Origin of the sequence: Streptococcus sp. 959 (assembly GCF_013277075.1) — a bacterium.
Taxonomy (GTDB): domain Bacteria; phylum Bacillota; class Bacilli; order Lactobacillales; family Streptococcaceae; genus Streptococcus; species Streptococcus pseudopneumoniae_C.
This window is the reverse complement of sequence record NZ_VMMF01000009.1, coordinates 76,549-91,974: the sequence shown is the minus strand read 5'-3', so window position 1 is coordinate 91,974 and position 15,426 is coordinate 76,549. Positions and strand designations below refer to the sequence as shown.

The window sequence follows — 15,426 nt, the reverse complement described above, 5'->3', positions numbered from 1 at the left end:
CTACAAATATTATAGAGCCCTTTTAAATAGTTTAAAACCTTTTCCAGATTTTCTAAGGATACCTTGGTAAATTGATAAGGGCAGGCATCCAAGTAAGCCTCCTCAAAGAAGTCCAATTTCAGCTGACTGTGTTTTAGGCTGGCGATTTTAGGATACTGTCTGAGGTCTAGCAATAAACCATCATGAAGCGGAAAGTGAGGAAGGGGACAAGGTGTTTTAGTTAAGATTTCCTCGATTTGTTTTTGGTAAGTTTCCTGATTGGACAAGCGAGCCAGACGATTTTTCTCAAATAATTGACTGTCAATATAGAGTGATAAGGCCTTTTGCATGATGAGGTTGCTGTCGTAGTCTAGGATATTTTTGTAGGCCACAAAGGCTTCTTTGATAGCATTTGGCAGAATGAGTGCCGTAATCCGCAGGGCTGGAAAGAGGCTGGTTGAGAAGGACTTGATATAAATGACGCGCTCCTCTGTATCTAGATAGTGGAAGGTCTGGCCCTTCTTGGAGTCCAAATCCCCCAAATAGTCGTCCTCTACGATATAGACACCATACTTGGCAGCTAAGTCAAGAATAGCCCGTTTGTCCTGCTCAGAATAGGAATGCCCCAGAGGATAGTGAAAACGAGGAATGGTGTAGAAAAACTTAATTTTTCCTGTTTTGAAGTGACCTTCCAGCTCCTCCAAGTCAATCCCATCAATGCCTCGTTCAATCGTTTGATAGTCTAATCCTTGAGCAATCAAGAGTCGATTCATCCGATGATAGGTCGGTTGTTCCACCAAGATTTCCTTGGCTTGGCTAGGAAAGGATATTTGAGAGAGGATAAACAAGGCTTGTTGGGTTCCAGAAGTCAATACCAGTTGGTCTGCCTTGCAGTAGAGGGCTTGGTCAAAGAGGAGTTTATGAACAGATTGTCTGAGCTCTTCAAGACCTTCTTGGTTGTCATAGTAGTTGAAGAGGTAGTTTTCCCGGCCAATCAAGGTTTCATTGATACAGAGTCGGAAATCGTCATAGGCACTGGCATGTTCGTCAGTGACTTCGATTTCTAGATCCTGGTGTTGCCCTTGTTCTAGGACATAGTAACCACTCTGAGGCTTGGCATAGAGGTATTGTTCGTGCCGTAATTCCAGCAGGGCTCGTTGTATGGTGTCCTTGCTACAGTGGAAGTCAAGGCTCAGTTGACGTATAGAAGGCAGGCGACTTCCCGTCGGAAAGCGTCCAGACTCGATGCCATTTTTCAGATAGGAAACGACCTCTTGGTACTTGCTTTGTTTCTTCATTCCAAACCTCCCTTGATTTTGTTACATTGTACCCTTTTTTTTCCTTCTTGGCAATGTCTAGGGTATTTCTCTCGTTCACATCTAGGGGCAAATGTGGTATACTTAGGAGTAAGATTTATAGAATAATACTCTTCGAAAATCTCTTCAAACCACGTCAGCTTCGCCTTGCCGTAGATATGGTTACTGACTTCGTCAGTTCTATCCACAACCTCAAAACAGTGTTTTGAGCTGACTTCGTCAGTCTTATCTACAACCTCAAAGCAGTGCTTTGAGCAATCTGCGGCTCGCTTACTAGTTTGCTCTTCGATTTTCATTGAGTATAACAGATAAGAAAGAGAATGGATAAGAACGTGCAGGAACCAGTGAAATTATTTCAATACAATACCCTTGGAGCTTTGATGGCAGGCCTTTATGGTGGTACCATGACAGTAGGAGAATTGTTGGAGCATGGTGATCTTGGTTTAGGAACCTTGGATTCCATTGATGGAGAATTGATTGTCTTGGATGGCAAGGCATATCAAGCTAAGGGATCAGGAGAGCAACCAGAAATTGTGGAAGTATCACCAGATGCCCTTATTCCTTATGCAGCAGTAGTACCGCATCAGGCAGAGGTCATTTTCCGTCAGCGCTTTGAGATGACAGACAAGGAATTGGAAGAACGAATCGAGTCATATTATGATGGGGAAAATCTTTTCCGCTCAATTAAGATTCGTGGCGAATTTTCACATATGCATGTGCGCATGATTCCCAAGTCGACACCAGATACCAAGTTTGCTGAGGTCGCAACTCATCAACCTGAATATAGTCGTGATAACGTGGCGGGAACCATCGTTGGTTTCTGGACGCCAGAGATTTTCCATGGGGTCAGTGTGGCGGGCTACCATCTGCACTTCATCTCAGATGATTTGACTTTCGGTGGACATGTCATGGACTTTGTCATCAAGGAAGGCATTATCGAGGTAGGAGCAGTTGACCAGTTGGACCAACGTTTCCCAGTCCAAGACCGTCAATACTTGTTTGCTAAGTTCAATGTTGACGAGATGAAAAAAGATATTGAAAAGGCGGAATAGGAGAAGAAAATGACCATTCATATTATCATTACCATGGTGCTGTTGCTAGCTTTTCTGTTTGGGAGCATTTGGTATGCCAAAAAGAAATACCAGATTAATCTAGCTGTCTTGGGCTTGGGGGCTGTTGCTTTCTTTGTCTCTTCACAGATTTTAGAAAAACTGGTGCATATCTTAGTTTTGCATCCTCAAAAAGACGGTAGTATTACCCTCTTGCAGGATCATCCACTTCTCTATATCATCTATGGCCTAGTCATGGCAGCATTTTTTGAGGAAACTGCTCGTCTTATTTTCTTCAAATGGTTGGAGAAAAAGAGAAGTTTGGAAAAGGCAGATGCCTTGGCTTATGGATTGGGGCATGGTGGCTTGGAGTTGATTTTCCTAGGTCTTACTAGTTTGATTAATCTCTACATCGTTCTCTCAGCAGTTCAAACGCAAAATCCACAGGTTATGCAATTGCTGTCTGAAAATATGTTGAAAACTATTCAGTCGCTATCAGTCTGGCAGATTTATTTGCTTGGTTTTGAGAGAATCTTGGCGCTAGGTTTCCAATTACTCTTGACTGTTTGGGTTTACCAAGCTGTTCGCCAGAAGAACTGGATTTATCTCCTAGCGGCCTATGGCATACATGCCTTTTTTGATCTGGCACCATCTCTTGCCCAAGTTGGCTGGTTGACCAATCCAGTCTTGGTTGAAGTGGTTCTAGCACTTGAACTTGTTCTGCTTGCCTATGGAACAAAGGCAGTCTTTTGCAAAAAATCATAAGAAAAAGGGGGAAACCTCTTTTTTTGTTTAAAATAAGCTCAAGATTTTTTAGGGTCGTCAAATGGTCTTAAAAATGGTATAATGGAATGAATTTTGTAAAAGGAAGAGTGTCATGTCAGTAAAAGAAAAAATGCTTGAAATCTTAGAAGGGATTGATATCCGTTTTAAAGAACCCTTGCAGAGCTATAGTTATACAAAAGTAGGTGGAGAGGCTGATTATCTGGTCTTTCCACGAAATCATTTTGAGTTGGCTCGCGTTGTCAAATTTGCCAATCAAGAAGATATCCCTTGGATGGTTCTTGGAAATGCTAGCAACATCATCGTTCGTGATGGTGGGATTCGTGGATTTGTCATCTTGTGTGACAAGCTCAATAATGTTTCCGTTGATGGCTATACCATCGAAGCTGAAGCTGGTGCTAACTTGATTGAAACGACACGCATTGCCCTTCGTCATAGTTTGACTGGTTTTGAGTTTGCTTGTGGTATTCCTGGAAGTGTCGGTGGTGCTGTCTTTATGAATGCAGGTGCCTATGGTGGCGAGATTGCCCACATCTTGCAGTCTTGTAAGGTCTTGACCAAGGATGGAGAAATTGAGACCCTGTCTGTCAAGGATTTGGCTTTTGGGTACCGCCATTCAGCTATTCAAGAGTCTGGTGCAGTTGTCTTGTCAGCTAAATTTGCCCTAGCTCCAGGAGCCCATCAGGTTATCAAGCAAGAAATGGACCGCTTGACGCACCTACGTGAACTCAAACAACCTCTAGAATACCCATCTTGTGGTTCGGTCTTTAAGCGTCCTGTTGGTCATTTTGCAGGTCAATTAATTTCAGAAGCTGGCTTGAAAGGCTATCGTATCGGTGGCGTAGAAGTGTCAGAAAAACACGCAGGATTTATGATCAAAGTTGCTGACGGAACGGCTAAAGACTACGAAGACTTGATTGAGTCTGTGATCGAAAAAGTCAAGGAACACTCTGGCGTTACTCTTGAGAGAGAAGTCCGTATTTTAGGTGAAAGCAAGTAGGAAGCTTTGGCTAAAAAGCTGCTGCTATGTCATGGAAAGGGGGTGAAAGCCTATCGTCAGTGCAGAAAAATGTAGGCAGTTCAATCTCCTACACGAGCTAGTAGCGGCCTGACAGAGCCTTGATCTGTTAATCTATGAAAAAGAAGGAATAAATGACAATTGAAAAAACCAATTATTGAATTCAAAAACGTCTCTAAAGTTTTTGAAGACAGCAACACCAAGGTTCTCAAAGATATCAACTTTGAGTTGGAAGAAGGGAAATTCTATACCCTTCTAGGCGCATCTGGTTCAGGGAAATCAACTATCCTAAACATCATTGCAGGTTTGCTAGATGCGACGACAGGAGATATTTTGCTGGACGGTGTCCGTATCAATGACATCCCAACCAACAAGCGTGACGTCCATACGGTCTTCCAATCCTATGCCTTGTTTCCACATATGAATGTGTTTGAAAATGTTGCTTTTCCGCTCCGCTTGCGCAAGATTGATAAGAAAGAAATCGAGAAACGCGTAGCGGAAGTTCTCAAGATGGTTCAGTTGGAAGGTTACGAAAAACGTTCCATTCGTAAACTATCTGGAGGACAACGCCAGCGTGTGGCTATTGCCCGTGCCATCATCAACCAACCTCGTGTGGTTTTGTTGGACGAGCCTCTGTCAGCGCTTGACTTAAAATTACGAACAGATATGCAGTACGAACTGCGTGAACTACAACAACGATTGGGCATTACCTTTGTCTTTGTCACTCACGATCAGGAAGAAGCGCTGGCCATGAGTGACTGGATTTTTGTTATGAATGATGGTGAGATTGTCCAGTCTGGAACACCTGTGGATATCTACGATGAGCCGATCAATCACTTTGTTGCGACCTTTATCGGTGAGTCAAATATCTTGCCAGGAACCATGATTGAGGACTACTTGGTTGAGTTTAACGGCAAACGCTTCGAAGCGGTCGATGGGGGGATGAAGCCAAATGAACCTGTTGAGGTCGTGATTCGTCCAGAGGACTTGCGTATTACCCTTCCTGAAGAAGGCAAGCTCCAAGTTAAGGTCGACACCCAGCTCTTCCGTGGAGTCCACTATGAAATTATCGCCTATGACGAACTTGGAAATGAATGGATGATCCACTCAACTCGTAAGGCCATCGTGGGTGAGGAAATCGGTCTGGACTTTGAACCAGAAGACATCCACATCATGCGTCTCAATGAAACCGAAGAAGAGTTCGATGCTCGTATCGAAGAATACGTGGAAATCGAAGAGCAAGAAGCAGGTCTGATCAATGCAATCGAGGAGGAAAGAGATGAAGAAAACAAGCTCTAAACTCTTTGTAGTGCCCTACATGCTTTGGATTGCCCTCTTTGTCTTGGCACCCTTGGTCTTGATTTTCGGTCAATCCTTTTTCAATATCGAAGGCCAGTTTAGCATAGAAAACTATAAATCTTACTTTGCGTCACAAAACTTGACCTACCTCAAAATGAGCTTTAACTCCGTGCTTTATGCAGGAATTGTGACCTTTGTAACCTTGCTTATCAGCTATCCAACAGCCCTCTTTTTGACCCGTCTCAAGCACCGTCAACTTTGGCTCATGCTGATTATCCTGCCAACCTGGATCAATTTGCTCCTTAAAGCCTATGCCTTTATTGGGATTTTTGGTCAAAATGGCTCTATTAACCAATTCCTTGAATTTATCGGAATCGGTTCGCAACAGTTGCTCTTTACCGATTTCTCCTTTATCTTTGTCGCAAGCTACATCGAGCTTCCCTTTATGATTTTGCCGATTTTCAATGTCTTGGACGATATGGATAACAATCTCATCAATGCCAGCTATGACCTCGGTGCGACCAAGTGGGAGACCTTCCGACATGTTATCTTTCCTCTATCGATGAACGGTGTGAGAAGTGGAGTTCAGTCTGTCTTTATTCCTAGCTTGAGTCTCTTCATGCTGACCCGTTTGATTGGTGGGAATCGCGTTATCACCTTGGGGACAGCCATTGAACAGAATTTCCTGACCAATGATAACTACGGTATGGGTTCAACCATCGGTGTGATTCTCATCCTGACCATGTTCATCACCATGTGGGTGACCAAGGAAAGGAGAGAACGATGAAAAAATTTGCCAACCTTTATCTGGGACTGGTCTTTCTTGTCCTCTACCTGCCGATCTTTTACCTGATTGGCTATGCCTTTAACGCAGGCAACGACATGAATAGCTTTACAGGCTTTAGCCTCAGCCATTTTAAAACTATGTTTGGCGATGGTCGTCTCATGTTGATTGTGACCCAGACCTTTTTCTTGGCCTTCTTGTCAGCCTTGATTGCGACCATTATCGGGACTTTTGGAGCTATTTACATTTACCAGTCTCGTAAGAAATACCAAGAAGCCTTTCTTTCACTCAATAATATCCTCATGGTTGCGCCTGATGTTATGATTGGTGCCAGCTTCTTGATTCTCTTTACCCAACTCAAGTTTTCACTTGGCTTTTTGACTGTTCTATCTAGTCACGTGGCCTTCTCGATTCCTATCGTGGTCTTGATGGTTTTGCCTCGACTCAAGGAAATGAACGGTGACATGATTCATGCGGCCTATGACCTTGGTGCCAGTCAATTTCAGATGTTCAAGGAAATCATGCTTCCTTACCTGACTCCGTCTATCATTGCAGGTTATTTCATGGCCTTCACCTATTCGCTAGATGACTTTGCTGTGACCTTCTTTGTAACGGGAAATGGCTTTTCAACCCTGTCAGTCGAGATTTACTCTCGTGCTCGTAAGGGGATTTCGCTAGAAATCAATGCTCTGTCTGCCCTTGTCTTTCTCTTTAGTATTATCCTAGTTGTTGGATATTACTTTATCTCACGTGAGAAGGAGGAGCAAGCATGAAAAAACTCTATTCATTTTTAGCAGGAATCGTAGCCATTATCCTGGTCTTGTGGGGAATTGCGACTCATCTCGATAGTAAAATCAATAGCCGAGATAGTCAAAAACTGGTTATCTACAACTGGGGAGACTATATCGATCCTGAACTCTTGACTAAGTTTACAGAAGAAACAGGAATCCAAGTCCAGTACGAGACCTTTGACTCCAACGAAGCCATGTATACCAAGATCAAGCAAGGGGGAACGACCTACGATATCGCCATTCCTAGTGAATACATGATTAACAAGATGAAGGACGAAGACCTCTTGGTACCGCTTGACTATTCAAAACTTGAAGGTCTTGAAAATATCGGGCCAGAGTTCCTCAACCAGTCCTTTGACCCAGGAAATAAATACTCTATTCCTTACTTCTGGGGAACCTTGGGAATTGTCTACAATGAAACCATGGTAGAGGAAGCACCTGAGCATTGGGATGATCTCTGGAAGCCAGAGTATAAGAACTCTATCATGCTTTTTGATGGGGCGCGTGAGGTATTGGGTTTAGGTCTCAACTCTCTGGGCTACAGCCTCAACTCCAAGGATACCCAGCAGTTGGAAGAGACAGTTGATAAGCTCTACAAATTGACTCCAAATATCAAGGCTATTGTGGCGGATGAGATGAAGGGCTACATGATTCAGAACAATGCTGCTATCGGTGTGACCTTCTCTGGTGAAGCCAGCCAAATGCTAGAGAAAAATGAAAATCTACGCTATGTGGTACCGACTGAGGCCAGCAACCTTTGGTTTGACAATATGGTCATTCCCAAAACAGTCAAAAACCAAGATGCAGCCTATGCCTTTATCAACTTTATGTTGAAACCCGAAAATGCTCTCAAAAATGCAGAGTATGTCGGCTATTCAACACCAAACCTACCATCTAAGGAATTACTCCCAGAGGAGAAAAAAGAAGATAAAGCCTTCTATCCAGATGCTGAAACCATGAAACACTTAGAAGTTTATGAAAAATTTGACCATAAATGGACAGGCAAATATAGCGATCTCTTCCTACAGTTTAAAATGTATCGGAAGTAGAAGTTAGCAGTTACGAAACGAATCAGTCAAGCTGGTTCGTTTTTTAGAAAAAATAGAAATCATGGTATAATAGTTTTAGGGTGAGAGTTATTAGTATTGTTTATAGCATCTCTGAAAATTTAATTCCAAAGGAGTTCAAAATGAGTCAGATTACGCAAATGCATATATATATATATATATATATAACCTAATAAAAAAATGCAAAAAATATAGATTGAAACCTACTGAAAATCCAGTAGGCTTTTTGCGTTTCTTGGAGGTATCTAATGGCTAAAAAGTTATTAAATATCACTGAGATTGAGGATAGAACCAAGGTTTTAGTAGAGAATATTAATAAATCGACATTCATTATTGATTTTGTTTCATTGTTTGACATTACTAAAACGACCATAACAAGAGCAAGTAAAGTGGCATCTGATGATTTTATAATAAAAAACAGATTGTATTTTCGTAAAGTTGAAAATCAGCCATTACTTGCTCTGACTGAGATTGATAAAGAGTTGGATGGTCAGGTACGTAAATCTCGATTTATTATTACAACAGATTTTCAAGAATTATATGCAAAGGATACACAGACAGGACTGACTCTAGCAATTTCTTTTAATGATTTACCAGCCCATTGTGATTTCTTCTTACCTTGGAATGGTATTGAAAAGATTGATTATGATAAGGAAAATCCTGCTGATGTAAAAGCGGCAGAGCGTTTCACCAAACTTTATGACGAACTAATTTCTATCAATCCTGAACTAGCAATCACTGAAATTGATGGTAAATCATTTAATCTATTTTTGATTCGTGTTCTTTTTCTACTATTTGCAGAAGATACAAATATCATCTCCAAGGGAGCTTTCACAAATGTTATTAAGCTGAGGACATCTGAAGATGGTTCTGACTTGAATGAGTGTGTTAGAAAACTATTTACAGTTTTAGATATGCCTGAACTTAGTCGTCAGGATTTGGAGTCGTGGTTATCAGATTTTCCCTATGTAAATGGTAAGCTTTTTTCAGAGCCACATCATGACCTTATTTTCAATAAAAGAACTCGTCAATTACTCATTGAAGCAGGGGAATTGTTAAACTGGAATGAAATCAATCCAGATATTTTGGGATCAATGATTCAAACTGTGGCAAATGCAGAAGCAAGATCAACATCGGGTATGCACTATACTAGCGTGCCTAATATTATGAAGGTCATCAAACCACTATTTTTAGATAATTTACGAGCAGCATTTACGGAATTAGAAGAACGAGCTGATTACTATATAGGAGGTGGTGATTTTAGAGAGGAACATCGTCGCAAGGAATTACGACAAATCTTACCTAAGTTAGAAGAGTTACTCACTCGTATGGCCTCCATCAAGTTTTTAGACCCTGCCTGTGGTTCTGGAAATTTCCTCATCATTACCTATAAAGAACTTCGTCGTTTAGAGATTAATATCTTAGTCAAACAGCGTGAAATTCGTGATTCTTTGAATGAAAAAGCCGTTTATCAAGGAGCATTGATTGCTGATGCATCTAAGATTTCTCTATCCCAGTTTTCAGGAATTGAATTAGATGATTTCGCTCATGAAGTAGCAAGGCTATCCTTGTATATAGCAGAACACCAGATGAATGTGGAGATGGAAGAAGCACTTGCTGATGTCCATCCAAGGCTACTCCCCTTAAGAGAAGCTGGGAATATCGTTTGTGGGAATGCCCTAAGAATTGACTGGGAAACTGTTTTGAATGCTAAGGAAGATGACGAAGTTTATATATTTGGGAATCCGCCGTATATAGGCTCTAAAAAAATGACTCTGGAACAAAAGAAGGAACTAGAAAATGTGATTTGTTCAGAAATTTCTTCTAAAAAATTAGATTATATTTCGGGATGGTTTTATAAGGCAACTCACCTTATTTATGGTAAAAATGCTCAATATGCTTTTGTAACAACAAATTCAATAAATCAAGGTGAACAAGTTTCAATTTTGTGGAATGTCCTTCTACGATATGGCCAAATTTCCTTTGCGTATCAATCTTTTAAATGGAATAATAGCGCGGCCCATAATGCAGGGGTTACAGTTACGATTATTGGATTTTCAAATAAAAATGATAAGAAAAGAATTATATATAGTGATAAGGGAGAAAGTTATGGAAAGAATATAAATCCCTACCTAACTTTTGCAGATGATATTATTGTATCTAATCACAATGATTCAGATAAGTTAAATAATTTTCCAAAAATAGTTTTTGGGAATATGCCAAGAAGTAAATATCTAATATTGACAAATGATGATAAAAATAAATTAGTTCAAAGATATCCTGAAACTGAAGTATATTTTAAAAAGTATATTGGAGCAGATGAGTATATCAATGGAAATTTTAGATATACTATTTGGATTGATCAAGATGAATATACTAAATTAAATAAGATCCAGGAATTCCATCAATTATTTGAAAATGTAAGACAAGAACGCCTGAATTCTAAGGCTGCTGGAACAAGAGAAACTGCGTCTACGCCATGGAAATTTGTACAACGAGGTGAATGGGACGATATGTTTTCTAAGGGGAAAATAGAAGGGAAGTTTCAACTGTTAGTTCCTGCTGTTACTTCAGAAGATAGAGATTATATACCAATGGGATTTGTGGGAGACGATACAATTATTTCAAATCGTTGCTATATTGTGTATGATACTCCAATTTGGTTACTTGGATGTCTTGTTTCTAAAATGCACATAAAATGGTTTCAAGCGGTCGGTGGAAAATTAGAAACTCGATATAGTTATTCAGCTGGACTAGTCTATAATACATTCCCAATTCCAGAACTTTCAGATGCTCGAAAAAATATGCTTGAAGAAGCTGTTTTTGAAATGCTGGATGTTCGAGAAGAAGAAGGTGGAACATTGGTTGAGTTGTACGGTGGTGCCAATAAACCAATGAATGACCGTCTTCGTCAAGCACATGAAAAAATTGATGGTATCGTAGAACGTGCCTATCAGCAAAAGCCTTTTGAATCAGATGAGGAAAGGCTCAGTGTCTTATTGAACCTGTATAAAGAAATGACAGAAAAGGAAGCGAAATGACCTCAAATATATTTGAAATTAATTACAATGGTACAGGTGCTAGTCAATCAAATAATGCACTTGGAATGCGTGAAATGCAGGAGCGAGTATATGCTAAGAGAACTTCTCAACACTTACTGATTAAGGCTCCTCCTGCCTCTGGTAAGTCGAGAGCTCTGATGTTTATTGCTCTTGATAAACTACATGCTCAAGGCCTGAAAAAAGCTATTATATCTGTTCCAGAAAGGTCTATCGGAAAATCGTTTCGTTCAACTAAATTGACTGAATATGGTTTTTACTGGGATTGGGAAGTGCTTCCAAAAAATAATTTGACTGAACAAGGAACCAGCAAAAGTAAGGTAAAACAGTTTGTAGACTTTATGCATTCAGAGTCGCCTGATGATAGAGTTTTAATCTGTACGCATGCCACCTTGCGTTTTGCATTTGAACAGCTGGCTGATAGTGATTTTAATGATGTTCTTTTAGCTATCGATGAATTTCATCATGTATCTCAAGACGATAATTCAGTTTTAGGAAATGCCTTGAGAAACATATTAGCCAATTCAACAGCCCATGTAGTAGCTATGACAGGATCCTACTTCCGTGGAGATTCTGTACCTATTTTGGCGCCTGAAGATGAGCAAAAATTTGATAAGGTATCCTATACTTATTATGAACAGTTGGAGGGATACCAATATCTGAAAAGTTTTGCCATGGGTTATAACTTTTATCGTGGTCGTTACACGGATGCTTTGCACGAAGTATTGGACACAAGCAAGAAAACCATTATTCATATTCCCAATGTAAACTCAGGTGAGTCAACCAAGGATAAGTATGATGAAGTTGACCGAATTTTAGACGAATTGGGGCAAGCCGTTCCAGACCCTAAGACTGGATTATGGTTGGTTACTGAGGAAACAGGTCGTGTATTGAAGGTTGCCGACCTTGTCACAGAAGAAGGGCGTGAAAAAGTGCAGGGTTACCTAAATAAGATGACCAGTTTAGATGATCTCGATATCATTATCGCACTTGGTATGGCTAAAGAAGGTTTTGACTGGCCTTATGCTGAGTATGCTTTAACGATTGGCTATCGTCAGTCGCTAACAGAAATTGTTCAGATTATAGGTCGAGTAACACGCGATAGTTCCAATAAGTTACACGCTCAATTTACCAATCTCATTTCCCAACCAGATGCTCAAGATGATGAAGTTTTCTTTGCTGTAAATAATGTTATGAAGGCTATTACAGCAAGTCTATTGATGGAGTCTGTTTTAGCGCCAAATTTCAAGTTCAAACGCAAAGACCGGGATGACCAGAAATCTTCTGGTGCCGAACTGTTTGTAAAAGGATTAAAAGAGCCGAGCACCCAAAGAACAAAAGATATCATAGAAAATGACATGAACGACTTACGTGCTAGTATCTTGCAAGAACCGCGTATCCAAACTGCGATTGCTGCAGGAACAGATGCAGAAATCATTAATAAGCAGATGATTCCAGCTATCATTAAACAAATCTATCCTGACTTAAGTGGTGCTGAAGTTGAAGAAGTTCGCCAACAGTTTATTAGTCAATCGGTTGTACAATCAGCTGAACGGAAAGAGGGAGTAGGGCAAACAGATTTCTTAAAAATGGCAGATAAATTTGTGAATATTGATGACTTATCTATTGATTTGATTGATCAGATCAATCCTTTTCAGAGAGCTTACGAAGTTATATCACGTGAAATTGATGCTCCGACTTTGCGTCTAATACAAGATTATATGGATGGTCAGAAGATGGAGTTTTCTGAAGAAGAACTTTTGATTCTTTATCCTCAAATTAAGCAATTTTTGAAAGAAAATGGTCGTCATCCAGATAAATCAAGTAACGATAAGTACGAACAGAGACTGGCTTATGCTTTGTTACAATTGTCTCAGATGAAGCTGAAGATGGAGAACGATAATGACTGATTTTAAAAATTTAGAGGATATTTTTAATGATTCTGATTTTGAAAATTTAGTATCACCTTTAAAATCTAAGAAAAAAACAGTTGCTGACCGAGAAGTTGAGAAATTTATAGAAATTGTTGACTGGATGAGAGAAAATAATGGGCATGAACCGCAAAAGTCCAGAGATATTAAAGAACGTAGTTTGTATTCACGATTGAACGGTATTAGAAAATCTCCTGATAGTATCCGAAAATTAGAACCTTATGATGAATTTGGGCTACTAAAAATAGATGTAGTTGAGTCTGATACTCCTATTTCAAGTCCTACTAGTTTAGAAGAAATTTTATCAGATGAATTGTTTGAGTCAGTGAATAGTGCTGAAAAATCTTTATTTGATGTTTCACGTTATAAACGAACGATTCAAGCGCGTGATAAAACACGAACACGTAAACGGATGGGCAATTTTGAAGATTACCAAGGATTATTTACTCGTGTTCATGATGAAATTAGTGAAGGTCGTCGTCAAGTCAGAAAGTCTGATGTGATAAAAGAAAAAGAAATTAAACCTGGTATGTTCTATGTGGATAATGGAGTAATGGTTTATGTTGTTTCTAAAGGAGAAGACTTCACTGACAAGAATGGCTATACAAATGCTGAACTTCATCTCGTATATGAAAATGGTACAGAAAATGAGAAGGCCTTACTTCGTTCTTTTGTCTCAAATTTACACGATAGAACGCGTCATGGACGCATGGTAACTGAATTAATAGAAGATGTGATGACTGGTATCAATCAAAGCCAACGAATTACAACTGGATATATCTATGTAGTGAAATCCTTGAGTAGCAATCCTCAAATTGCCAATATCAGTAATCTCTATAAAATCGGTTTTACAGAGGATCAAATTGCAAAACGGTTAGCAAATGCAGAAAGAGAAGGAACCTATCTTTATGCTCCTGTCCGTTTAGTAGCTAGTTTTGAGGTTCAGAATTTCAGCGCTCGAAAATTAGAAACGACTCTTCATCATTATTTTGTAGACAAGCAGTTAGACATAGAATTAATAGCGCCAAATGGAGAGAGTTTTGTTCCTAAAGAATGGTTTTTAGCATCGCTAGATGAAATCCAAGAAGTTATTGAAAAAATTGGCTTTGAAATTAGATTTAGATAAAGAAGTACACTATTTATAAGATTATTTAATATTTAGAGAACACAAAAGAGAAAGAGAGATAAAAAGATAACATGAAAAGAGATAATGGCGATTTGAACTTGTTTAAATTTGTAGGGATTGGGGCTGTATTGTTTTGTCTATTTATCATTATAGGGTCAAGGTTTGTTACTGTTGGTATTGATAGCAAGGAAGAGACTAAAACAGTACAAACAGAAAGCGCAGTAAGTCAAGAGGGCAAGTTACGTACTGATTTACATGATGGTACTATTTTAGGTAAGTTTTGGAATAGTAAAGGGCACTTTGTTGTGGTATATGATGAGGAAACAAAAGTTGCTAAGATTTACCCAGTGAAGGAAAAGGAATGGGTTGAGTATAGAGTAGGGGAAATGTATTAGAAATAAATTAAATATTACTACTTACATTTCAAAACTAGTAGGTGAATTTTCAAAATATCTTCTCTCTTAATTCACTACTATTGGCTTGAATCATTTCCAGTTGACGCAGACTTAAAAAAACGATATAATAAGAAAGTTGAGAATTGATTTTCAATCATCTTAGTCCAGAGAAATGGCGGTGCTGCGAGCCATCTAAGCTAGGAAGTCATGCTACTCAATCATACAATTGCATAAGAATAAGAGAATGACAAGTTCATTGAATGAAGGTGGTACCGCGGTTTTTCGCCCTTCGTGATATGAGCTTGTCTTTTGATTTTTGGAGGTGTTGATGAAAACATTTCTTGTCAAACAAAAGTTTCGTCTTGGAGGCGAACGCTTCGCTATCAAGGATGACAGGGGAGAAATCGCCTATCAGGTAGAGGGATCATTTTTTAAGATTCCCAAAACTTTTACCATCTATGATGCGACTGGTGAACAAGTCAGTCAGATCAGTAAAGAAATCTTGACCTTGCTTCCTCGTTTTGAGATTCAGCTTCGGGATGGCTCGAGTTTTGTCATTCGCAAGAAGTTGACCTTCTGGCGAGATAAGTATGAGTTTGATAATCTGGGTCTTCGTGTCGAGGGCAATATCTGGGATTTAAATTTCAAATTGCTGGATGATCGCGATCAGCTGATTGCGGAAATTAAGAAGGAACTCTTCCATTTGACCTCTACCTATAGCGTAACGGTTCAGGAGGACGCTTATGCAGACCTAGTCATTTCCCTCTGTGTCGCGATTGACTATGTGGAAATGCTGGAAAGCCAATCACATTAAACAAGTAAATAAGGA

The 15,426-nt window shown here is 39.6% G+C and carries 13 protein-coding genes; 12 read left to right on the top strand and 1 reads right to left on the bottom strand.

The window, feature by feature from the left end; all coding sequences use genetic code 11:
• On the bottom strand, nt 1–1,277 hold a 1,277-nt coding region (locus tag HT717_RS03135; RefSeq protein WP_173304360.1), incomplete at its 3' end, for a PLP-dependent aminotransferase family protein.
• A gap of 338 nt (nt 1,278–1,615) precedes the next feature.
• On the opposite strand from HT717_RS03135, the gene budA reads away from it, so the two are divergent.
• The 12 genes from budA (at nt 1,616) to HT717_RS03070 (ending at nt 15,411) form a co-directional block, all read left to right on the top strand.
• Entirely contained in the window at nt 1,616–2,347 is a 732-nt protein-coding gene (budA, locus tag HT717_RS03125) for an acetolactate decarboxylase (protein WP_000360314.1), read from the top strand.
• Between the two features lie 9 nt (nt 2,348–2,356).
• A complete protein-coding gene (locus HT717_RS03120) occupies nt 2,357–3,109 on the top strand; it encodes a YhfC family glutamic-type intramembrane protease (RefSeq protein WP_049539734.1) in 753 nt (250 codons plus the stop codon).
• 112 nt (nt 3,110–3,221) lie between these two features.
• A complete protein-coding gene (gene murB, locus HT717_RS03115; RefSeq protein WP_173304358.1) occupies nt 3,222–4,127 on the top strand; it encodes a UDP-N-acetylmuramate dehydrogenase in 906 nt (301 codons plus the stop codon).
• Between the two features lie 159 nt (nt 4,128–4,286).
• Nucleotides 4,287–5,444 carry an ABC transporter ATP-binding protein gene (locus HT717_RS03110; protein ID WP_000742895.1) on the top strand — a complete coding sequence of 386 codons (1,158 nt, stop codon included), beginning with the start codon at nt 4,287–4,289 and terminating at the stop codon, nt 5,442–5,444.
• A complete protein-coding gene (locus HT717_RS03105; protein ID WP_004258194.1) occupies nt 5,425–6,231 on the top strand; it encodes an ABC transporter permease in 807 nt (268 codons plus the stop codon). The genes HT717_RS03110 and HT717_RS03105 overlap by 20 nt, the downstream gene beginning before the upstream one ends.
• A complete protein-coding gene (locus tag HT717_RS03100) occupies nt 6,228–7,001 on the top strand; it encodes an ABC transporter permease subunit (RefSeq protein WP_000712740.1) in 774 nt (257 codons plus the stop codon). The genes HT717_RS03105 and HT717_RS03100 overlap by 4 nt, the downstream gene beginning before the upstream one ends.
• Nucleotides 6,998–8,068 (top strand): ABC transporter substrate-binding protein, encoded by a 1,071-nt coding sequence (locus tag HT717_RS03095; protein WP_049539730.1) that lies wholly within the window; start codon nt 6,998–7,000, stop codon nt 8,066–8,068. The genes HT717_RS03100 and HT717_RS03095 overlap by 4 nt, the downstream gene beginning before the upstream one ends.
• A 266-nt stretch (nt 8,069–8,334) precedes the next feature.
• A complete protein-coding gene (locus tag HT717_RS03090; RefSeq protein WP_173304356.1) occupies nt 8,335–11,127 on the top strand; it encodes a class I SAM-dependent DNA methyltransferase in 2,793 nt (930 codons plus the stop codon).
• The gene (locus HT717_RS03085; RefSeq protein ID WP_049539726.1) at nt 11,124–13,055 is read left to right on the top strand and encodes a DEAD/DEAH box helicase; all 1,932 of its coding nucleotides are present in this window, start codon (nt 11,124–11,126) and stop codon (nt 13,053–13,055) included. Before HT717_RS03090 ends, HT717_RS03085 begins: the two co-directional genes overlap by 4 nt.
• Entirely contained in the window at nt 13,048–14,202 is a 1,155-nt protein-coding gene (locus tag HT717_RS03080) for a GIY-YIG nuclease family protein (RefSeq protein ID WP_049539724.1), read from the top strand. The genes HT717_RS03085 and HT717_RS03080 overlap by 8 nt, the downstream gene beginning before the upstream one ends.
• Nucleotides 14,203–14,273: 71 nt before the next feature.
• Nucleotides 14,274–14,597 carry a hypothetical protein gene (locus tag HT717_RS03075; RefSeq protein WP_049539722.1) on the top strand — a complete coding sequence of 108 codons (324 nt, stop codon included), beginning with the start codon at nt 14,274–14,276 and terminating at the stop codon, nt 14,595–14,597.
• A 328-nt stretch (nt 14,598–14,925) separates the two neighbouring features.
• Nucleotides 14,926–15,411 (top strand): LURP-one-related/scramblase family protein, encoded by a 486-nt coding sequence (locus HT717_RS03070; RefSeq protein WP_049539720.1) that lies wholly within the window; start codon nt 14,926–14,928, stop codon nt 15,409–15,411.
• Nucleotides 15,412–15,426: the final 15 nt, after the last annotated feature.

What these genes read in the sequence shown, in the direction of transcription:
- HT717_RS03100 (WP_000712740.1), top strand. Translation starts at nt 6,228, where the DNA reads ATGAAAAAATTTGCCAACCTTTATCTGGGACTGGTCTTTCTTGTCCTC.
- HT717_RS03075 (WP_049539722.1), top strand. Translation starts at nt 14,274, where the DNA reads ATGAAAAGAGATAATGGCGATTTGAACTTGTTTAAATTTGTAGGGATT.
- HT717_RS03085 (WP_049539726.1), top strand. Translation starts at nt 11,124, where the DNA reads ATGACCTCAAATATATTTGAAATTAATTACAATGGTACAGGTGCTAGT.
- HT717_RS03105 (WP_004258194.1), top strand. Translation starts at nt 5,425, where the DNA reads ATGAAGAAAACAAGCTCTAAACTCTTTGTAGTGCCCTACATGCTTTGG.
- HT717_RS03120 (WP_049539734.1), top strand. Translation starts at nt 2,357, where the DNA reads ATGACCATTCATATTATCATTACCATGGTGCTGTTGCTAGCTTTTCTG.
- murB (WP_173304358.1), top strand. Translation starts at nt 3,222, where the DNA reads ATGTCAGTAAAAGAAAAAATGCTTGAAATCTTAGAAGGGATTGATATC.
- HT717_RS03090 (WP_173304356.1), top strand. Translation starts at nt 8,335, where the DNA reads ATGGCTAAAAAGTTATTAAATATCACTGAGATTGAGGATAGAACCAAG.
- HT717_RS03070 (WP_049539720.1), top strand. Translation starts at nt 14,926, where the DNA reads ATGAAAACATTTCTTGTCAAACAAAAGTTTCGTCTTGGAGGCGAACGC.
- HT717_RS03080 (WP_049539724.1), top strand. Translation starts at nt 13,048, where the DNA reads ATGACTGATTTTAAAAATTTAGAGGATATTTTTAATGATTCTGATTTT.
- HT717_RS03095 (WP_049539730.1), top strand. Translation starts at nt 6,998, where the DNA reads ATGAAAAAACTCTATTCATTTTTAGCAGGAATCGTAGCCATTATCCTG.
- budA (WP_000360314.1), top strand. Translation starts at nt 1,616, where the DNA reads ATGGATAAGAACGTGCAGGAACCAGTGAAATTATTTCAATACAATACC.